This window comes from Rhizobium leguminosarum, assembly GCF_010668065.1.
Taxonomy (GTDB): Bacteria; Pseudomonadota; Alphaproteobacteria; order Rhizobiales; family Rhizobiaceae; genus Rhizobium; species Rhizobium leguminosarum_S.
The window spans coordinates 87207-106808 of record NZ_WUEN01000019.1; the positions used below are offsets into that span (position 1 = coordinate 87207).

The 19602-nt window shown below is 59.7% G+C and carries 22 protein-coding genes and 1 pseudogene; 9 read left to right on the forward strand and 14 right to left on the reverse strand.

Features of this window, described 5'->3' with window-relative positions:
• The first annotated feature begins 91 nt into the window (after nt 1-91).
• Complete coding sequence (locus tag GR198_RS32265; RefSeq protein WP_164070303.1) at nt 92-784, forward strand: type 1 glutamine amidotransferase domain-containing protein; 693 nt, start codon at nt 92-94, stop codon at nt 782-784.
• Nucleotides 785-849: 65 nt separating this feature from the next.
• Here GR198_RS32265 and GR198_RS32270 read toward each other — a convergent pair whose 3' ends face one another.
• On the reverse strand, nt 850-1323 hold the full coding sequence (locus GR198_RS32270; protein WP_164070304.1) for an AtaL-like protein: 474 nt from the start codon (nt 1321-1323) through the stop codon (nt 850-852).
• A 33-nt stretch (nt 1324-1356) separates the two neighbouring features.
• Complete coding sequence (locus GR198_RS32275) at nt 1357-2226, reverse strand: SDR family oxidoreductase (RefSeq protein ID WP_164070305.1); 870 nt, start codon at nt 2224-2226, stop codon at nt 1357-1359.
• A 104-nt stretch (nt 2227-2330) separates the two neighbouring features.
• Between GR198_RS32275 and GR198_RS32280 the strand changes: the two genes are divergently transcribed.
• Nucleotides 2331-3221: a LysR family transcriptional regulator gene (locus GR198_RS32280; protein WP_164070306.1), complete on the forward strand. Its 891-nt coding sequence runs from the start codon at nt 2331-2333 to the stop codon at nt 3219-3221.
• Between the two features lie 108 nt (nt 3222-3329).
• Here GR198_RS32280 and GR198_RS32285 read toward each other — a convergent pair whose 3' ends face one another.
• Together GR198_RS32285 and GR198_RS36015 are read right to left on the reverse strand one after the other, a co-directional pair.
• Entirely contained in the window at nt 3330-4013 is a 684-nt protein-coding gene (locus tag GR198_RS32285; protein WP_164070307.1) for a hypothetical protein, read from the reverse strand.
• A gap of 56 nt (nt 4014-4069) precedes the next feature.
• Nucleotides 4070-4174, reverse strand: a pseudogene (locus GR198_RS36015) (CopG family transcriptional regulator); the annotation flags it as partial.
• A 233-nt stretch (nt 4175-4407) separates the two neighbouring features.
• On the opposite strand from GR198_RS36015, the gene GR198_RS32290 reads away from it, so the two are divergent.
• Nucleotides 4408-4953 (forward strand): BA14K family protein, encoded by a 546-nt coding sequence (locus GR198_RS32290; protein WP_164070308.1) that lies wholly within the window; start codon nt 4408-4410, stop codon nt 4951-4953.
• A 98-nt stretch (nt 4954-5051) separates the two neighbouring features.
• On the opposite strand, the gene GR198_RS32295 is transcribed toward GR198_RS32290, so the two are convergent.
• Complete coding sequence (locus GR198_RS32295) at nt 5052-5798, reverse strand: glucose 1-dehydrogenase (protein ID WP_164070309.1); 747 nt, start codon at nt 5796-5798, stop codon at nt 5052-5054.
• A 107-nt stretch (nt 5799-5905) separates the two neighbouring features.
• On the opposite strand from GR198_RS32295, the gene GR198_RS32300 reads away from it, so the two are divergent.
• Nucleotides 5906-6250 (forward strand): ArsR/SmtB family transcription factor, encoded by a 345-nt coding sequence (locus GR198_RS32300; RefSeq protein WP_132610369.1) that lies wholly within the window; start codon nt 5906-5908, stop codon nt 6248-6250.
• 227 nt (nt 6251-6477) lie between these two features.
• Here GR198_RS32300 and GR198_RS32305 read toward each other — a convergent pair whose 3' ends face one another.
• Nucleotides 6478-6768 carry a hypothetical protein gene (locus GR198_RS32305; protein ID WP_164070310.1) on the reverse strand — a complete coding sequence of 97 codons (291 nt, stop codon included), beginning with the start codon at nt 6766-6768 and terminating at the stop codon, nt 6478-6480.
• Nucleotides 6769-7066: 298 nt separating this feature from the next.
• On the opposite strand from GR198_RS32305, the gene GR198_RS32310 reads away from it, so the two are divergent.
• A complete protein-coding gene (locus GR198_RS32310; RefSeq protein WP_164070311.1) occupies nt 7067-8050 on the forward strand; it encodes a phosphotransferase enzyme family protein in 984 nt (327 codons plus the stop codon).
• 604 nt (nt 8051-8654) lie between these two features.
• Here GR198_RS32310 and GR198_RS32315 read toward each other — a convergent pair.
• A complete protein-coding gene (locus GR198_RS32315; protein WP_029875757.1) occupies nt 8655-10361 on the reverse strand; it encodes an adenylate/guanylate cyclase domain-containing protein in 1707 nt (568 codons plus the stop codon).
• Nucleotides 10362-10657: 296 nt separating this feature from the next.
• The gene (locus GR198_RS32320) at nt 10658-11545 is read right to left on the reverse strand and encodes a LysR substrate-binding domain-containing protein (RefSeq protein WP_164023290.1); all 888 of its coding nucleotides are present in this window, start codon (nt 11543-11545) and stop codon (nt 10658-10660) included.
• 116 nt (nt 11546-11661) lie between these two features.
• Here GR198_RS32320 and GR198_RS32325 point away from each other — a divergent pair, with 116 nt between their 5' ends.
• On the forward strand, nt 11662-12366 hold the full coding sequence (locus tag GR198_RS32325) for an SDR family oxidoreductase (RefSeq protein ID WP_164023291.1): 705 nt from the start codon (nt 11662-11664) through the stop codon (nt 12364-12366).
• Between the two features lie 94 nt (nt 12367-12460).
• On the forward strand, nt 12461-13030 hold the full coding sequence (locus GR198_RS32330; RefSeq protein WP_164023292.1) for a pyridoxamine 5'-phosphate oxidase family protein: 570 nt from the start codon (nt 12461-12463) through the stop codon (nt 13028-13030).
• Between the two features lie 66 nt (nt 13031-13096).
• Here GR198_RS32330 and GR198_RS32335 read toward each other — a convergent pair whose 3' ends face one another.
• The 5 genes from GR198_RS32335 to GR198_RS32355 all read right to left on the reverse strand — a co-directional run bounded on the left by GR198_RS32335 (nt 13097) and on the right by GR198_RS32355 (nt 16577).
• Entirely contained in the window at nt 13097-13747 is a 651-nt protein-coding gene (locus GR198_RS32335; RefSeq protein ID WP_164023293.1) for a pyridoxamine 5'-phosphate oxidase family protein, read from the reverse strand.
• A 152-nt stretch (nt 13748-13899) separates the two neighbouring features.
• Nucleotides 13900-14952, reverse strand: a complete 1053-nt coding sequence (locus tag GR198_RS32340) for a Cj0069 family protein (protein ID WP_164023294.1) — start codon at nt 14950-14952, stop codon at nt 13900-13902.
• A 211-nt stretch (nt 14953-15163) separates the two neighbouring features.
• Nucleotides 15164-15742 carry a hypothetical protein gene (locus GR198_RS32345; RefSeq protein WP_246711144.1) on the reverse strand — a complete coding sequence of 193 codons (579 nt, stop codon included), beginning with the start codon at nt 15740-15742 and terminating at the stop codon, nt 15164-15166.
• Entirely contained in the window at nt 15724-15918 is a 195-nt protein-coding gene (locus GR198_RS32350) for a hypothetical protein (RefSeq protein ID WP_246705800.1), read from the reverse strand. The genes GR198_RS32345 and GR198_RS32350 overlap by 19 nt, the downstream gene beginning before the upstream one ends.
• A 278-nt stretch (nt 15919-16196) precedes the next feature.
• The gene (locus GR198_RS32355) at nt 16197-16577 is read right to left on the reverse strand and encodes a hypothetical protein (RefSeq protein WP_164023295.1); all 381 of its coding nucleotides are present in this window, start codon (nt 16575-16577) and stop codon (nt 16197-16199) included.
• Nucleotides 16578-17264: 687 nt separating this feature from the next.
• Here GR198_RS32355 and GR198_RS32360 point away from each other — a divergent pair.
• Together GR198_RS32360 and GR198_RS32365 are read left to right on the forward strand one after the other, a co-directional pair.
• Entirely contained in the window at nt 17265-18437 is a 1173-nt protein-coding gene (locus tag GR198_RS32360; RefSeq protein WP_164023296.1) for a glycosyltransferase family 2 protein, read from the forward strand.
• Nucleotides 18438-18828: 391 nt separating this feature from the next.
• Entirely contained in the window at nt 18829-19101 is a 273-nt protein-coding gene (locus GR198_RS32365) for a BON domain-containing protein (RefSeq protein ID WP_164023297.1), read from the forward strand.
• A 108-nt stretch (nt 19102-19209) separates the two neighbouring features.
• Here the strand turns inward: GR198_RS32365 and GR198_RS32370 are convergent, their stop codons facing one another.
• Complete coding sequence (locus tag GR198_RS32370) at nt 19210-19467, reverse strand: GlsB/YeaQ/YmgE family stress response membrane protein (protein WP_164023298.1); 258 nt, start codon at nt 19465-19467, stop codon at nt 19210-19212.
• Nucleotides 19468-19602: the final 135 nt, after the last annotated feature.

The following is a 19602-nucleotide window of genomic DNA, read 5'->3' on the forward strand; positions in this document are numbered from 1 at the left end:
TCAAAGAAATAAATTTCAGGAATGAGAGCCGCCGAGGCATGATCCCCTCATCGAAAGCAACCGATCACATCTGTCACAAAAGGATCTCCAGATGAAAATCCTCATGGTTCTCACCTCGCACGACGAACTGGGCGACACCGGCCGGAAGACCGGCTTCTGGCTCGAAGAGTTTGCCGCCCCCTATTATGCCTTCCTCGAAGCCGGCGCCGACATCACCGTCGCATCGCCGAAGGGCGGACAGCCGCCTCTCGACCCGAAGAGCGACGAACCCGGCTTCCAGACCGACCAGACCCGCCGCTTCCATGCCGACCCGGATGCCCAGGCGGTACTCGCCTCGACCGTAAAGCTCGCTTCGGTCTCCGCTGACGATTACGACGCCGTGTTTTATCCGGGCGGCCATGGCCCGCTCTGGGATCTGGCGGAAGACAAGAATTCGATCGCCCTCATCCAATCGCTCTATCAGGCCGGCAAGCCCGTCGCCTTTGTCTGCCACGCCCCGGGTGTGCTGCGCCACGTCAAGGCTTTGGACGGCACGCCGCTGGTTCAGGGCAGACAAGTCACCGGCTTCAAGAACTCCGAAGAAGACGGCGTCGGTCTCACCCAGGTGGTGCCGTTCCTGGTCGAGGATATGTTGAAGGAGAATGGCGGCGTCTATTCCAGCGGCGATGACTGGTCGTCCTATGCTGTGAAGGACGGCCTGCTCATCACCGGGCAGAACCCCGGTTCATCGGTGGAGACTGCCGGCATTCTGCTCGCTGCCGTGACGGCGGCAAAGGCCGCCTGACACAGAGCGGCTGGTCGGGGATAAACCCAGGACCAGCCGCCCCGTTGCTTGTGTTGCGGCGATGATCAGAGCTTTCCCTCTGCCAGCAGCTCGCGGGTCCGCTTCAGTGTCGACAGCAGGGCGGCCTTGTAGCCGGTTTCGCCATCAAACTGCGCCTGCTCGGCCCGCTCTTCCGGGCCGTTCGGCTGTTTGCCGCGCAGGCCGAGATAGCAGTAGAAGCGCAGCTGCAGTTGACCTGCTTCATCCTCGAAGAGTTCATTGATGATCGCTCCCTCGCGTGGGCCTGCCGCCTGAAAGAAGGCGACCTTGCTTTGCTGGTCCAGGGTGATGATCTCGCGCAGATCCTGCCCGGCGATCGTCGCCTCGCGCACGAAATGGGTCGGGCTCTCCTCCACGACATCGCAACGGGTGCAGAGACCGGCGGGAAGAAAGAGCCGGGCGTCGCGCGCCTTGCGTTCGAGACCTTGCCAGGCCTCGGCGCGCGTCAACGGGGTTTCGCCTTCCGGGTTCACCGGAACTGTGGCGGTCGAATAGATCATGGTGATCGTCCTTTTGAGATCGCTGTTGCTGCCTCAGGCGGAGGCAACGGTTTCCGAGGCGAAGGCGCGATAGGAGTGCAGCGGGCGGCCGAGCAGCTTTGTCAGGCGCTCGACGTCACCGGCCTCGGGCAGCATCCCGTCGGTCAGGAAGCGCTCGCCCATCAGGCGCATGTCGTAGGCCATCCAGGCGGGCATGAACTGCTTGAGATTTTGCTCGAAGCCCTCGGTATTGTCGCCGCCATAGTGGATCGGGCGGGCGAGCACGTCTGACCAGATGGCAGCGATATCGGTTCCGGTCAGTGTCTGCGGACCGACGAGGTTGATCCGGTCGAGCGCCAGCGGCTCTGCAGACTGTTCGCGGCGCAGCAGCTCAAGGGCGGCGATCTCGGCGATATCACGGACGTCGATCATGGCGAGACCCTTGGGCCCGATCGGCATCGGGTAGGCGCCGTAGCCGGTGATGACGTCTTTGACCGTCAGATCGTTCTGGATGAAGTAGGCCGGGCGCAGGATCGTCGCCTTGAAACCCATCTGCTCGATCATGCGCTCGACCCCGAACTTGCCGGCGAAATGCGGCACGTTCACGTAGACGTCGGCGTGGATCACCGAGAGATAGACGATCCGCTCGATGCCGGCCGATTGGGCGACATTCAGCGCAATCAAAGCCTGGGTGAATTCGTCCGGAACCACGGCGTTGAGCAGGAAAAGGGTCGACACGCCTGACATGGCGTTACGCAGCGAGTCGACGTCGAGGAAGTCGCCTTGGGCGACGCTGACGCCAGCCGGGAATTCGGCTTTCGAAGGGTCGCGGACAAGAGCACGGACATCGGCGCCGCGCTTGACGAGGTGTTCGACGACTTGGCGGCCAACATTGCCTGTGGCGCCGGTAACGAGAATGGTCATGGTCTTTCTCCGTGTTGGATTGCTTGACACGTCGAATATGTGTGGTTCACTGGCAGCCCGATAGACGGCGATTTTAGACAGACCGTCTCGCTGGTGGAACAGACATGGATCTTCTTGCGCTTGCCGATTTCAATCTTGTCGCCCGCCATGGTGGCTTCGGCAAAGCGGCACGGGCGACAGGCCGGCCGAAGGCGACATTGTCGCGCCGTGTCGCCGAGTTGGAAAGCAGCCTCGCTCTGCGGCTGTTTGAACGGGGTGCGCGTAACCTGAAGCTTACCGAGGAAGGACGGGCGCTCTTCGAGCGGACGGGGGCGCTGCTCGCCGAACTGGACGAGACGGCTGCGGCGATTGCGTCCGGCGGTCAAAAACCCAAGGGCAAATTGCGGATCAGCGCACCCTTGCATTTTTCCCAGACCGCCATGGGCAGGATCGCCGCCGGCTTTGCCCTCCAATATCCGGAGGTGCGGCTTGAGGTGACGAGTGAGGACCGGTCTGTCGATATGATCGAGGAAGGCTATGATCTGGTCATCCGGGTCAATCCGGATCCCGACGAAAGCCTGGTCGGGCGGGCGTTTCTCCGCGATCGGCTGGTGGTGGTGGCAAGCCCCGATCTTCCGCGCCCGACCGGCGGACACGCCGCTCCCGGCGTTGCGCGCGGGACAGGCGAAGCTCAAACATGGCAGGTGAAGACAGAAGGCGGCCGGGCGACGATCAAGATCGAGCCGGTCCTCACTTTGTCAACGCTCATCACGATCCGGGATGCGGTGCGCGCCGGCGTCGGCGCAGGACGTCTTCCCATTTCGCTGGTGAGCCACGACCTGGCTGACGGCACTCTGGTCAATTGGGGAGATATAGACGGCCCCGAAATCGCTCTCTGGACGCTCTACCCCTCCAGGCGGCTGCTCAGCGCGCGCGTGTCGGCGTTCCTGGACTTTCTGAAACAGGCCTTCCCCAATGGGACGGCCGACGAACTGGCCGCCTATATCGGCAGGTGATAACGGCGCTTTGCCAGCATCTTCGGCGGGTTTACCGCGTTAAGCTCTCTTAGCTCGCTACTTTGTTTCCAACGGCGCGCCCATTTCTCTACCACAATTCGGAAATGCTTATTTCTTCGATGATATATTGGCCCTCGCGTATGGCCCGCGGAATGGCTCCCTCACGGCCGATACGTTGACGTTTTTTCTTATAATTGCGCATAGTTCGATGGCGGCAACGTTCTCTGGATTCAGTAACGTATGTATCTCGTCTCTGCTTACTTTCAGATCCTCGGTAACCACCTGGAACATATCTCCGATTTCCATCCTCGGAATCGGTTCGCGATACTTTCCATCCTCATATGCATCAAACTGAGCCTCCTGGTACTTCCGATAGGCTTCATTCACGCTGCGAACAGACAGCGCTTCGTCAGAGATATCATTGCGAACGAACTCGATGCATCCTCGCGGATAGTGATCGCCCAGAGCATCAACGACATCGCCTGCCTTCTTCAGCACCTCAATCGCAGAAGCGTCGCTCGCACGCGAGAGTGCCGGGTGTCCGTATTTTTGAAGCATATCGTACGCGGCTTTCATCGCGGCCTCCTCGTCTCCTGCCTTAAACGTCTCGTTTATCTCCTTCGCTTCATCCATATGATCTGTGAAAATCGCGTGGAGCAAAGGGTTGGTGCTTGCAAGTTCATTCATTAGCTCCTCGACCGATCCCGGCGTCGCATCTTGGGCAATCGCTCCGGATGCGAGAAACCCAACCCCCGCGCATAGCGATAAGAAATTTTTCAAACTCGTTCCCATTTTGCACGTCCCCAGAAGACTTATCAGTCTATCGTGACGCCGCCGGTGTCAATGTGGCTTCGCGTCACGCCAAATTCGTCGGCAAGGTCGCGCAATGCTTCCTCCACGTCGGCGTCCAACGAGAGGGGTGCGGAGTTGCGCAGACGCAGCGCCGCCCGACGACATATGCCGAGCCCCACGTCGCATGTTTCATGGAGCGCGCACCGGTTCATATGAGATGACGGAGGGTGGGCGCGTGCTTTCGCCGCGACCCCGCCGTCGAAGAAAGGCCTTCCTGCGAAATTCCTCGAATCCTGGCCGATTTTAGGGTAAAATTAACCAGCGCATCGAGAGGGCGGAAACGTCCTTGCGCGCCGCATGCGTCGCGCAGCGCTTACGAAGGAAAGATGAGCCAATGAAAAGGTTAGCAATCGTTATCCTGTCGCTGGTGACGGCGCTGACGAGCGTCCCGCAGGCCATGGCGTTTCCCACCATTGCCGTGCCGAAGATCGAAGCCGCCAAGGCGCAGCCGGTCCAGTACAGAAATTATCGCGGTGGATACCGAGGCGGTTATCGAGGCTATCGCGGGCGTGGATACCGCAATCGTAACGACGATTGGGCCTGGGCACTCGGCGGGCTCGCCACCGGCGCAATCATCGGCGGAATGCTGGCGCAGCCCAGGTATTATGGCCCCAGCTACTACGGTCGGGGCTACTACGACGGGGGCTACTACGGATCGCCCTATTACGGTCCGCCGCGCTACTACGGGTCGACCATTTACCGTCCGCGCTACTACGCGCCTTACCGCCCGCGCTACTACGCGCCGCGTTACCGCCAGGTCTATAGTGGCGGCAACGGACATGTAAGCTGGTGCTATGCGCGCTACCGGTCCTACAGGGCCTACGATAACACGTTCCAGCCCTATTACGGCCCGCGGCGGGCGTGCATCTCGCCCTACTAAGGCATGCCGCGCGAAACTGTGCAGCGGTTTTGCGCAACGACCTGCGCAAAACCAAGACCTAAAGCGCGACATGCGAGCCTGACAGATCGCGACGCGCTTTAGCGAAAACCGCCGCTGGCGGCCAATCGTTCGCCGGTCAGCCAGCGGGCATCGTCGGAAGCGAGGAAGACGGCGACACCGGCGATATCGTCCGGTTGGCCGATGCGGCCGAGCGGCGTCTGGGCGACGATGGTTTGTTCGAAATCCGAGCCGATGACGCCGGCCGAGCGCGTGCCCTCGGTTTCGACCATCCCTGGCAGGATGGCGTTGACGCGGATCTTGCGCGGGCCGAGTTCCTTGGCAAGCACGCTGTTGATGCCCTCGACGGCTCCCTTCGTCCCGGTATAGACGGCGGAGTCTGGCGGCGCCAGACTGGTGACCACCGAGGAGATGTTGATGATGCTGCCGCCCTCGCCGAGATGCTTGACCGCTGCCTGGGTGGTCAAGAGAACACCGAGAACATTGACGTCGAACATGCGACGATACTGTTCCTCGGTCACCTCACCGATCGGCGCGAATTCATAGACGCCGGAATTGTTGACCAGCACGTCGAGCTTGCCGAACTCCTTGACCGCAGCATCGACCAGTCCCTGTGCCTCACCGGCCTTCGAAACATCGCCCTGCACCGCAATGGCTTTGCCACCGGCCACGCTGATCGCCTGAACGACGGCGTCCGCTCCCGACTTGCTCGAAGCGTAGTTGACCACCACCTGCGCACCCTCTGCTGCGAACGCCTTGGCAATCGCAGCGCCAATGCCTTTGGAGGCGCCCGTTACGACAGCGACCTTTCCTGTGAGCTTAGCCATTTCTCGTCCCTTCAGATCTGGATAGCCGCCGGGATTGGCAGGCTTGTTCCATAGTTCAGAAATTCGGAACTGTTGATCTCGATGTCAAGGGACGCTATATAAAATTCATGAGACCGCTCTTTCACCCAGCCCTGGAGGACATCAAGCCCGAGGCAATCCTCTATGCGCTGTCCGATCCGGAGCGCGTTGCCATTTATGCAAAGCTTGCCGGCGCCAGCGGTGGCGGGACGTGCTCTGCGCTTGCCGATCTCGGCGACCGCGTCATTCCAAAGTCGTCGCTGTCCAACCATTTCAAGGTGCTGCGCGAATCCGGGCTGATCATGAGCGAGCGCCAGGGTGTGGAGATGCGCAATCAAACGCGCTGTACCGAGCTGGACGAACGCTTCCCGGGCCTGATCAGGGCCATCCTGACGGCTTACGGCCAGCTTCCCGGGCAGCCGAAGACGGACTGATCGCCCCTAGAGGAATTCCAGGAAAAGTGCGAAGCGGTTTTCCGTCCGGAATTGCGTGAAAACAAAGAGATAGAGCAGCATAGCCCCCAATGGCCGCTGCCGACGGAGGTTCGGCTAGGTGCTTGCAGGCGACACGAATGGTCGCATGGATCCAGTCGCCCTTTCCACCGACGACGGAGGCCCAGGCTTTGCCGATGATCGACGGGATCGATATCGCTGGCCTTAGCTTAGTTCTTGATCACATTGATGTTGACGGTGACGTCCTTGATGGTCCCCTCGCCGTAGGACACCCTCACCTTGTATATGTCTGGTCCAGAATAGCCGCTGTTGGAAGTATAGTATTCCGACACGCCGAGAGATTTCCTGGAATTGCATTTAATGCGGATGCCATCCTTGTAATTTGAATAAATATTCTCTTTGACGAATTCAACCGAGCCATGGGCCGGGGCTTGTACCAATTCTATATTGGCCATTGTTGCAGGCGTGCAGTCTACATTCAAATTGTAGGACTGGCCCATCTTTGTCCGCTCTCCACTCAGCGCCCGACTGTCATCCTCGGAAATAGTAACGCCGTTACTACTAGTGACGCATCCAGAGAGACCTAAAATTATGGAAAGCACAGAAAGCGAAATATGATTTTCTCTCAAAAATCGCGAAGACAGCATTTTGTTTTTCATCTCTTGGTTTTACTAATAGTGCCATTAATCTTATCCAATCAGTAGCTCATTGCAATGGTACAGGCGTGCGCCGCGCCCTCCTCTATGGTCCCCTCACCGCGGAAGCAGCCTTCCAGCAAAGCCCGATGGTACAGCGCCCATGCTCGACTTTAATCCGCTCTATTCGACCCCGCAGATTGCGGCCATCGAACAGTTCATCGATCGGCATTATCCGCTTGCTGGGCCGGTTTCCTGCCGGATGCTGCAACGCGGCTTGAATGATGTGTATCTTGCCATTGCAAGCAACGGCGAGCGGTATGTGTTCCGGCTTTCCCATCGCCGCGCCCGTGGTCCGGCCGACGTCAAGACCGAAACGGCGTTCCTGGCGCATCTTGCGCAATCGGGTGTTCCGGTCGCAGCACCCATCGCGACACACGAGGGCAGCTTGTTCGTTGAGGGACAGGCGCCGGAGGGCGTGCGCCAGGCCGTGCTTTTCCGGGCGATCGAGGGCCGCAAGCCGGATGCGGCGGATGCCGGCGATGCACGGGCCAACGGCAAGACCCTTGCCTTGATGCACGACGCCGCCGAGACATTCCAGCCGGACGGAGCGCTCTATCGGCTCGACCTCGAACACTTGCTGCATCGGCCGCTTGCCCGCATATGCGATAGCGGCGTCGTGGAAGACGCCGAGGTCCGCAGCGATCTTGAAGACATCGCTGCGCGGACCGCAAAGGCGATCGAAACCGTCGGCGATTTGACGTCGACTTATTGCCATGGCGACTGTCACGGCTTCAATGCACGGATCAACGACGCCGGCGAAGCCGTATTTTTCGACTTCGATGACGGAGGTCCGGGATACCTCGCCTACGACTTGTCGGTGTTCTTGTGGGCGCAAATATCCTTCGGTCGGAGATCAACCGCCATGTGGGCCGCCTTCGTCGATGGCTATCGGGCCGTCCGGCCGATCACGCCAGCCGACTTCGAAGCCGCCCACCGCTTCGTGATCGTCCGCCACATCTGGCTGATGGGCGAGTACGCCAGCCGGGCCCAGGAATGGGGAAGCGAGACGGTCGGCTGGATTGCCCGGGAAGCAAATTTCCTCAGGCGGTGGGAGACCGAGCGGTGTGTCGAGCGCCTGTTTTGAATTCAGGTCTGCTCAGCAGCCGGAGCATCGGAGTAGCAGCCCCAGAGGTGGACGAAGACAGTGCCCCACAGCGGGCGGTGCGCCGGCGTAGTCGGCGATCGCTTCGACCTTCGCCCGCTTTGGCCTGGTGCAGATAATGGGACGCCCGAGAAGGTCGATACATGGGAACTTGTCGGAGACATCAGCGCTTAGGGGCCACCGACCCCTGTTGGCCCAAGCGGACTTCTTTCGTTATCGAAGGATAAGGCTGCTTTGCGCCCTCGGCCGTTGAAGCATACCTTGCACCTGCTGGAAAGCAGACATCGTCTAGTTTCAAGGTAACGGCATCTTTGCGCCGCCGATTGCGGAAGCAAGCGTCGTCGCCTTCATGTCTCCGCGAAGCTGCCTAAATGTTTCGCAAAGCATCCTGTCTTCATTCTGGGCTACGGGCTCATCGCCACTATGATGCAAGGCGGTCCAACGGAAAAGTCATGCAAGACTCGGCTGATTGACGCGTTTTGTTTAGCGTCTGAAAGCTTGGCACTGCGAACCGGACCGCCGCTCTCGCGCAGCGCATATCCGTCGATAAAGTTCTCGAACGCGTCGCGATTGTTCTCACCCGCTGTCACATCTCCGGCAGGCCGGCCTTTCGAAAGCCGTCGACAAAGTGGTCTCGTACAGATGCATCGCGCAGCGGCTGGGAGCTGAGCCAATGGCCGATCGTGAAATGAGGGTGGGCGATCAGGAACAATTCTGCTTCTCGCCGCGCCTCCTCACGGTGGCCCAACTGCGCAAGCGTAGCAGCCAGGAATTTGCGTGAGTTGGTGCGATACGTGTCTTTCCTGCGAAGCGTAGCGGCTGCCGCCTCATAGTCGCGCGCGGCGTATTGCGCCTGCCCAAGATGACAAAGATACCAGCAGGTTGGGTAGGGATTGAGCCGCAGAGCTTTTTCGATCTGCGCCAGTCCGTCAGCAACCCTGCCGTCCAGCACGGACATGTCCGACATGGCGGCCCAGGTGTCGGCGTGGTTGGGGTCCAGCTCCAGGGCCTTGGCGAAGGCGGCCTCCGATTCCTCCCATCGCCGCTCATAAGCCAAAATGGTCCCCAGAACGTAACGGCAGCCGGCATCGTTGGGATCCAGGTCGACCGCCTTCTGCGCGAACGTCGCCGCCATCCGACGGTTAGGATCTTCGGGCTCGCCGAAATGAGTCCAGGCAAGCCAACGGTTATAGGCGAGCAGACCGAGCGCCTCGGCATATGATGGCTCGAGCTCAACCGCGCGTTGGAGCAGCATATAGGCCTCACGCTCAGTTTGCGGCGACTCTTCCGTCAGGAGGCGGGCGCGCACACACAGATCGTACGCCTCAAAGTTCTTCGGCCGATTGCGCGGCGTCGGGATGGTCAGCCGGCCGACGAGGGCTTCAAGAATCTTGGCGTTAACTTCATCCTGTAATTCGAAAACATCTTCCACCGTCCTGTCAAACCGGTCGGCCCACAAGTGCTGGCCGGCAAGCGTGTCGACCAATTGGGCATTGATGCGGACACGGCCCATTGCGCGTCTGGCGCTCCCCTCGAGGACATAGCGGACGCCGAGTTCCTGGGCGACCAGCCGTACGTCGACCGGCTTGCCCTTGTAGACGTACACGGAATTGCGCGCGATGACGAACAGGCCAGCCGTACGGGAAAGGTCGGTGATCAGGTCTTCGGTCAAGCCGTCGACGAAAGGCGCGTCCGCTTCATCCCCACTCATATTCGTGAACGGCAATACAGCGATCGAGGGACATTCGGGCAGCGGCAATATGCTCTGCAGCGCATCCGGCCAATGCCACACGTGGACCGGGCGAGTCAGGTTCTTCAGGTAGCGTTCGCCTGCATCAAAGAACCGGTCGCTAATCTTGCCGACGATCTCGCCGTGAACATTGGCTGAAATGCAGATACCTCCCGGTGCGGCCTGCGTCTGGAGGCGCGCCGCGACATTGACGTCGTCGCCGAGGACGTCTGAACCGTCGTCAATGACATCTCCCAGATTGACGCCTACACGCAAAAGCAGGCGCCGGTCTCCGGAAGCGTCAACAGCGGTGGTGGCCCGTTGCATTTCCAACGCTGCTGCGACCGCGTCCACCGCGCTACCGAATTCGATTAAGAATCCGTCGCCCATGACCTTGAAGATGCGACCCTTGTGGCGCATGACAGCCGGCTCGACAACGCCAGAACGGAGTTCCCTGAGGTTCGCCAGCGTTGCGACCTCATCAGCCTCCATCAGGCGTGAATATCCCACCACATCGGCAACGACGATGGCGGCAAGGCGACGCTGAAGAGATTGATCCGTCATGTGAGGACAAGCCTAACGACCGAATTCGCAGGTTATTGTTCAACCGCGGGTGAGTCAACAAGTGGTAAAGAGGTAATGTCCAGGCGATCTCCACCTCCATCGAGCCGTCATCCTTCTTTGTGACCGACGGCGTCGAGGTGGACGACACGGAAATCAGTATCCACGGAAAGCGGACGGTTCTTGAACGTCTGGTGATGGGTGGCGAGCGGGGGCCTCGGCGGAAGTGCCTCAACGACTGCTACTGGGCGCAAACCTGCCGCAGCTGGTTCATTCCTTGAGCGATGGCTGTCCGACCATCAGCTCTGCACCTTTGACCGCAGCCAGTCCTGAAGCTTTTCCACCGCTTGAGACTTCCGATATCGCGGCTTCACCAGATAGAAGTGCGACCGCGTTTTGAGGGCGCCATCGAAGACTTGCCTCAGCCTGCCCGCCTCGATGTCGGTCGCGACGAAAGCGCGGGTCGCCACGGCGATGCCCTGTCCGGCGATGGCGGCTTCGATCGCGTGCGATGTCTGTGAGAAGCTGATGCCCCGAAACAGCGTGGGATCGCCGCCGCCGAGGAAGCGATCGATATATTCCGGCCAGGAATTATGGGCATCGTGAAGCAGCGTATAGTGCGAGAGTTCTTCCGCATTCTCCGGCTCGGCTCCCTCGGCGACGAGGTTCGGATTACAGATGGCAATGATCTCCTGCTCGAACAGCAGTTCGGCGGCGAGGCCGGGACCGAAGGGAGGGCTGCCATAGCGGACGGCGAGATCGACGCCGTCGACCTGAAAGCTGGAAATGCGGTCGGTCGCCAGGATGTGGAGATCGAGATCGGGATGCCTCGAGGTGAAATCAGGAAGACGCGGGATCAACCATCTCGAGGCGAAGGTCGGTGTCGTGCTGACCACCAGTTTGACCGGCTGTGGCTTCAGGTTCGCCGTCGCGTTTGAAAGCAGTTCGAAGGCGCGCCGGACGTCGGCGACATAGCTTCGCCCCTCACCCGTCAGCGCCAATGACTTCGGCAGGCGCTCGAACAAGGTCACCCCGAGCTCCGCCTCAAGCCCTCGCACGTGCTGGGCAACCGCCCCTTGGGTGACGCCGAGCTCTTCGGCCGCGAGCCGGAAGTTCAGATGACGCGCCGCCACGTCGAAGGCCTTGAGGCCGTTGAGGGATGGAAGATTACCGATGGACATGGACATTCGATAGTTTTTCTACTGGGATATTTTACGAAAACTGGTTCGCTCTCGCTTGGAGCCCATGATATTGCAGGGATCAACGGCCGGCAATGGGTGCAAATCGAACAGGGAGAGCGACGATGACAGTAGAAAAGGTAGCGATCATTACGGCTGGCGGCAGTGGCATGGGTGCGGAGGCCGCGAGGCGGCTGGCGGCCGATGGCTTCAAGATCGCCATCCTGTCCTCATCAGGCAAGGGCGAGGCGCTTGCCACCGAACTGGGCGGCATCGGCGTCACCGGCTCGAACCAGTCCAACGACGACCTCAAGCGCCTGGTCGATGCCACGATGGAGAAATGGGGCCGCGTCGACGTGCTCGTCAACAGCGCCGGCCATGGCCCCCGCGCGCCGATCACCGAGATCACCGACGAACAGTGGCACGCGGGCATGGACATTTATTTCATGAACGTGGTCCGTCCCGTGCGGCTGGTCACGCCGATCATGCAGGCGCAGAAGTCGGGCGCAATCGTCAACATCTCCACCGCCTGGGTGGCTGAACCGTCGGCAATGTTCCCGACCTCGGCCGTCTTCCGCGCCGGGCTTGCCGCCTACACCAAGATTTATGCCGATACCTATGCGGGCGACGGCATCCGCATCAACAACGTCTTGCCGGGCTGGATCGACAGCCTGCCGGCGACGGAGGAGCGCCGCGACAGCGTGCCGATGAAGCGCTACGGCACCAGCGCCGAAGTGGCGGCGACGATTTCCTTCCTCGTTTCCGAAGGGGCGGGCTATATCACCGGCCAGAGCCTCAAGATCGACGGTGGCCTTACCCGGTCTGTCTGATAGGAATCGCCTCCAACCCAAGGAGAGCAACAATGTCCGGTTACTCGATCGTCAAGGGCGGCGAGATAAGGAACGCTGAGGCGGAGGCGACACGGTGACCCTCGCCGAGGTCGATGCATCGGCCTGGGCCGAGCTGGAAGGTGCTGCCGCCGATCCGCAGTCGGCCTTCCGCTACCTGAACCTGTGTTCGGTCGATGCCGGCGGTCGGCCGCAAGCCCGCATGGTGGTGCTGAGGCGCGTGGATGTGGCGCGACGCGTCCTGGAAATCCATACGGATGTCAGAAGCCCTAAATGGCAGGAAATATCGGCCAACCCTTTGGTCACCATCCTCGGCTTCGGCCCGCAGCCGAAAGTGCAGCTTCGCCTGCAGGGATCGGCCGAACTCAATGGGCCGGCAAGCGAATGCGCGACTGAAGCCTGGAGCCTGCTGCCGCTGTCGACCCGCAGTACCTATATGGGCGGGCCGCCGGGCGACGACATCGGCGAGAGGCCGGCAAGCGAGGGTAAGGCCGCAGACGCCGACGGACGGGCCTTCTTCGGGGTGCTGATATTCCGGGCCGAGACGCTGGACTGGTTCCAGCTGCGCCATGCCGACAACCGACGCGCAGTCTTTGCCTACGACCATCTGGGCGCGCTCGCCTCCTCCCGCTGGATCAATCCGTGATCGCCGGACGGCGTCGAAACCGCCATCGCTTTGTGATCGTCCGCCCCTTCGGCCAGCGCCGGGCAGCTAATAAAGTGTCCTTCGGTAGGCTTGTTCCAGGTCTTCGTCCATCTTTCGCATTTCATCCCCGTCCTTCGGCGCCCCTGTCGTCTCGTCCAGAATGATCTTTATCAGCGAGGGCATCTCCTTGCGGTCCTGGAAATGATCCGGGCTCCACAAGCGGGACCGTCTGAAGGCCTTGGCGCAATGCATGAAAACTTCGCTGACGTTGACGATGATAGCGAGTTTCGGGAGACGATCAGCGACGCTCATGCTCGTCAGCAGTTGAGGATCATGGGTCAGACTTGCCCGCCCGTTGACGCGCAATGTGTCGTCGAAACCGGGGATAAGAAACAAGAGCCCGACATTCGGGTTGGCGATGATGTTGCTTAGGGTATCAAGACGATTGTTGCCAGGTCGATCCGGGATCGCCAGGGTGCGCTCGTCGAGAACCTTGACGAACCCCGGAGGGTCGCCGCGAGGACTGACGTCGGCCTTTCCCTCCGAACTCTGCGTGCCGATACAGAAGAATGGCGAGCGCCGAATGAATTCCTGCGCGTGCTCGCCAAGCAAATTCTGACACTTCACGACTGCCAGAGCGTGGGTCGGCTCGAACAGCGCCCGAAGCGACTGCTCATCCGCGATGGCAAAATCTGGATTGAGTTGTAAGGCCGTCATGATCCCCTCCCGAAATCCCTCTCATCGCATGACCGAACTGCAGGTCTGGATCCTCGCAACGCTCGTCTCCGTCCGCAAGCCATGGATATGATGTACGTACCTCAGAAGATATACATGAGTTGATATCCGGGATCAATGCGCCGGCGACAGAGTTACGCTGCGGACCGGCGCAGCCGCAACGCCATCGCGCGTGCAATCTCCGCAGGGGCTTCGTCAGGAATGGCGAAGACGGAGCTGACGTTGATCTCGCAGAGAACGTAGGTGTCGTTGCCTGAAGCGTCTGGTGGCCCGTAGAGGAAATCGGCGTCCCAGATGATTGGCAACGACGCTGCTTCGATCGCAAGCGTCGACATCATTTCCGGCGTCCACTCGCTTTCCATTCTTGTCCTCAAGGTCTGGAACGGCCCTGCGAATGCCGGATGCATGATCCGTGGACCGGGCTGAAGTGGATCGCCAGGTCCCGACGGCGGCGTCACCAGTGCCTTGACCAACTGTTGCCCGAAGCCCACGACCCTGCATCCAGACATGTAGCAGCGGATCATGCCCTCGGGCAGACGGGACTGAAACGGCTGATCGACGATGCAGCCACCCTCGGTGAAGTAGGCTTCGCAGCGGCAAATGAAGGCTGACAGGTCGATGGTTTCAGGGACACTGCCTGATTTCGCTTCCAGCACACTAATCGAGGTCGCACCGCCGGCGGGCGTTCCAGCGAGTTCGACCTTCCAGATACCTTGCCCGGCGTTGCCGCGGTTCCGCTTCAACACGCGCGGCCCGGCGACTAGGAACGTTGGCACGAACGCCTGGCGGAAGTCCGCCGCCGTGCGATAGAGCCGTGTGTCGACGCCCCAGCCTATATGCCTGGTCTCGTAGAGCACCTCCTTGACGCCCATCTTGAGGATCACGTCCGGATGCGCACTTACAAATCGGCCGGCTTCCGCCACCTGTCGCAGAAGCGGATCGAGGATCTTTCTCGTCTTTCCATCGTCGAGCGGGTTCACCCAGACAAGCACGGCGTCGACTGCAAGGAGCTGTTCGAGGATCTCGTCGGCGAATTCTTCGTCGAAGACGGCGGGCTCCGGCGAAAGGCCGACTGCCGCGAGTTCTTCGAAGATCCGGTGGAAGCGGTTGTTCTGCGGCGTCGCCGCTCGCCGGGCTTCCCGGTCGCCGCGCCAGACGATCGCAATCCGTGGGGACGCGTTCGTCATGGATGCAACTCGAACGACAGGCAACCGGCGAAGACGCCGGGCGTGCCAACGATCCGATTCAGCTTGTCAGGTGTGCTTTCAAGAAATGACGGCATGGCGCGTCCTCCGTTGGTGCGGGTTCAAGGACGCGATTCTTCGGCCGTAGCCTCGTGGGGCGATCGCTGCCCCATGATCCGAAATTCTCAAAGCAGGATCGCCCTGTCAAGCGGCTTCAGTTTTCAATCCGCTGCTCGGAGACGACGCTCGCCACGACCTCGTCGGCGCCGTTCGGATAGATTGGAAGGTCGAGCGTTAGCGCTTCCTTCACGCCCTCGCGCTCGATCGCAAAGAACTTCCGCACCCGGCCTTGTCCCTTTTGCTCTCCAGAAGGCCGCGCTGCTTCTGTCGAGGCGAAACTCCGTTCGAATGCGGCCGCGTCGGTCCCGGCGAACGCCATGGTGCAACTCTCGACGGTCTTTGGACCAACCGCCCCACGTGCGACCACCACCGCCTCGAAAGGAGAAGTGCCGTCCGAATTCACGAGCCAGCCCTTGAAGGTCGCTGGTTCCCCGAGCGGCTGAATGCCCATCGTCATGTCGTCCGCCAGATCCGACCAGCCGCTTTCCCTGGCGAGTGCGACCGTCTGGTCATAGCGCGGTCCGTGTTCGAGGCACCGCTCGGCGAACCGCTGGAACGGCGACTTCGTCTCCTCGCATTGGGCCACGCCTGCCAACGCCAGCAGCGCTGCCGTCGCGCCAATCAGCGCTATTTTGGTTCGACGCATTAATGCCCTCATGTAAACGCCAGCCAATTCGCTATCTCGACCGCAGCGACGGCAACCAACACCAGCCCCGCGAGTGCACCCGTCGCACGGGATACGGAACCCAGCAGCCGCGGCCACGTCCTCATCAGATAGGCGATGCGGTCACGGAAAACCACGGTCAGAAGGGCGACCACGGAGAGCGTCAGCCCGACGCCTATCATCATGGTGCCGACGCCCGGGGCCGGGGCTTCGTCCGTCGTGTAGTCCTTTCGGGTGAGAGGCGGAACTGCCGAACCCTCAGGCGGGTTTGAAAGCAGGTCGCTCGGCTGGTTTTCACCCCGAAAACCGCTGTCTCCTGTTAAGCCGGGCGGCCGCCTTGGCTTGCAGGTCGACGGTCCTCTTGATCGATGTTGCAGATCCTTCAAGAAGGACGACTGCTCAGCTGCTTCACCGGTGTTTGCAGCGCCCGCGCCCGGTTTGCAAATCAATCACGGCATCGAGGCTATTTCCAAGAATTTATGCCAATATTCTCTTTTCCATTCAACGCGCTAACAGACTTCGGGCCTGTTTTATTCCAGGCCTCACATACCGCCTTGCCCGCGTCCCTTCCCCCCTTCCAGGTACGGCAGAACGTGTTGCCAGAAATGCGCCACACGCCGTCAATTGAGATTACATCTCCGGAATCGAGTTTAACCTGACCATGTGCGGTTCCGTCCTTGAGTACAGAAATCTCCCCACTGTAGCCCTCTTTTGGGCCGCCCAGCGCAATCACCTTGCCGTCTGAAAGCAGAGCCTGAAGCTCCTTTCCTATCATCGCGGTAGCAGCAATAGCTTGCGTTCCGAGAAACATCACAGATAGTCCAATCAGTATAGTTCTATGCATTGGCTGATTTCTCCCATCTCCGCCAAGCACAGTTTCTATCCGACATATATGAACTACAAGTCATCTCTTGTAATTAGCTACAACTCGCCTTGCCGAAAAAGCGAAGTCGAACGATAATTTGATAGTTTTTAGCAGATATCTGGGGAAAAGTTAGTCCATAGATTATTGTTTTATTGAAAACATATGATTTATGTTCGAAATAGCTTTTGCAGCGTAATTAATTCGCCAGCCCAGAAAACACCCCCTTTCCTGATCCCCGCTCCAGCGGGGGTTTTCTTCTCTGAACTCAGCAATCGTTGCGCAAGTACAGATTAATTCAAGCATTGGTGCGGAAGCGCACAGGAACTTTTTCGATCAATCGGTGTTTGGCCATCAGGATCGTACAGGTGGCCCCAATCCCGGGGCCGTCCGCCATCCCTTCCTTCCTGTACGATCCGTCCTTTCCAGATTGCCTCGTTTCGGCGGGGCTCCTTTTTGATCCGCAGCGAGCAAAGCGCAACCAGCCGGTTCCGCCGAGAAATAAAGGTGGCGCCGCTCGAGGGAGTGTACGTTTTTGACCGAAATTTCTGAAGGGCGGCTGCATCGCACGAAAGTCCATTTCGGGTCGCCCGAAGTTAGAATAAAGCGTGACTGATCGCCCATCATCAGAACGAAGAGAATTATTGTTGGCCGAATGAGGGATCTTGAATGCTTTTCGCTTCAGACACGGATCGGAGGGACGTTCGTCATTTCAACGGGCCGCTGGTTTCGGTGGTCATCCCGGCCTTCAATGCTTCCCGTTATATCGAACGCACACTTCGATCCGCCGGACGCCAGACCTACCGGAACCTGGAGATCATCGTCGTCAATGACGGCTCTACCGATGATACGGCAAAGGTGGTCGAGCAAGTGGCGCTGGCAGATTCGCGGATCCGCCTGCTGTCCACGCCAAACCGCGGCGTTGCCGCAGCAAGGAACACCGGCATCCGGGAAGCAGCAGGTCGGTTCGTAGCATTCCTTGACGCGGACGATCTTTGGCATCACACGAAAATCGAAAAGCAGGTGAATGCGCTCAATCGCTTAACCCCACAGTGGGCTGCGGTTTATGTGCTGCATTACATCATCAATAGTGACGACGAGATCCTTCGCTCCTGCCGGCCCGATGTCGCCAGAGGATATATCTTCGCGCGGCATCTGACTTTCAAATATGTCGGCAATGGCAGCGCGCTTCTTGTCCGCCGGGATGCAGCGCTCGAGATTGGCGGATTTGACAGCTCCTATGCAGCTGCAGGAATTGGCGGCTGCGAAGATCTCGACTTCGAACTCAGGCTGGCCGCGCGCTATCAAATCGAAGTCATCCCTGAACGGCTCGTTGGATACAGGCAGTATCCCGGCAACATGTCGTCCAATCACCTGCAAATGGGCCGAGGCGCTGTGGAAGTTATCAGGCGTTCGCTGGCCGCAAACCCTCAACTCCCCCAATACGCAACCCGAAGCGCAATCAACGCTACCCAGAAATACGCATTTTGGGAGTTCCGCCAAGCCAGGAACACGTATCTGTCACTTGTGACGATCTGGTCGATCTTAAAAAGCGAACCATCTTTCGTGGTTCGGCTTGCATTCGAGAAGTGCCTGCGCCTGAGACAACACTGTCATCGTCTCGTGACGACAACAGCAACCGGTCGTGATCCACCGCGAGTGAACAGGTCGAAATTCGCCCAGCAAATTGTCCCTTCTTCGGTCGAACGCCCGGACGAGACCGCGCAATCTCGACGTCACCTGATGCGGCTGACAGAGGTGGATGCCGAGCTGCATTCAACCCTGGATCCAGTGGCGGACCGGCTCGGCCAGGTGGCAAAATCACAAACCCGGTCTTCGTAACCGGAGGCGAAATCAGACATTTGGGTCGACATCGGATGGTGCCAGGGCGCCTAGCCTTTTCCGCTTGTCACAAGCATCAGAGGAGCGAAGTCCTCGCCTTCGCGCGCTTCCCTATTACCGGCCGCCTGCATTCCTATTCATCCCCTCCTTGCCGAGCTCGGACGCTCGACACTGGTCGATAAATTGAAGCGTCATCAGGGAGGTTCTGACTGGAGTCGGCAACATTGCTAGAACCTCCCTGATGTCCTTTCAACAAGGATCAGGAGAATCTAAGCCGGATCGTGCCGAGGGAAAGCCGGACTTAAGTCCGGCTGGTGATGTCAGGGCACGCCGCTCATATCTAGTGCGAGGTCATGTGTACGTCCGTGGAGGGGCGGAACAGGAGGAGAAAATGAAGTTCGGCCCCGATAACTACAATCACGAAGAGCGCTGCTCGCAAGGCCATAGTTCGGCATCCACCATCGCCACAATCGAAGCGACCCTTGCCGCCGATCCTGATATCGACAGCAGTGCCATCGAGATCAGGATGCTCGGCCCTGTCGTCCTGCTCGAAGGCTTTATAACCAAGGCTGTGGACCGCGACAAAGCCATCTCGCTTGCCGCGATGATCGTCGGCTGGGAGAACGTCCAGGACCGGATGCTGAGCCGTTTTCCCACGCAGTAGGCAGGCGAATCCTGTTCCCGCTGGATCAATCCGTGAACGCCGGACGACCACGCGTGAGCGCGAAAACGTGATGAAGGCGGCCGGTTTGCAGGGCCGCCTTCTGTTTGATCAGGCCGTCCGCCTGACCATTCTCGCAATGGCGATGAGGATGCAGGCTCCGATGAAGCCCGCGATCAGATAACCCAGCCATCCGCCAAGGGCGACGCCGAAGAGCGACAGGATAAAGTTGGCGACGATGGCGCCGACAATACCGAGAAGGACGTTCATCAGCACGCCCATGTTGCTCTTCATCAGCATTTCGGCGAGCCAGCCGGCAATGCCGCCGATGACGATTGCGGCGATCCAGCCGATACCTGCACTTTCCATAGCAATTCCCCTTGTGAATGATGAGCGGCCGGCGCGGGCAATCACGTCTCGCAGATCCGGGCTAAACCGATTGCCAAGCGACAAGACTATAATCTTCGCCGCGCCAGTTGGTTCCATAACCCCGCCCCAAGAGGT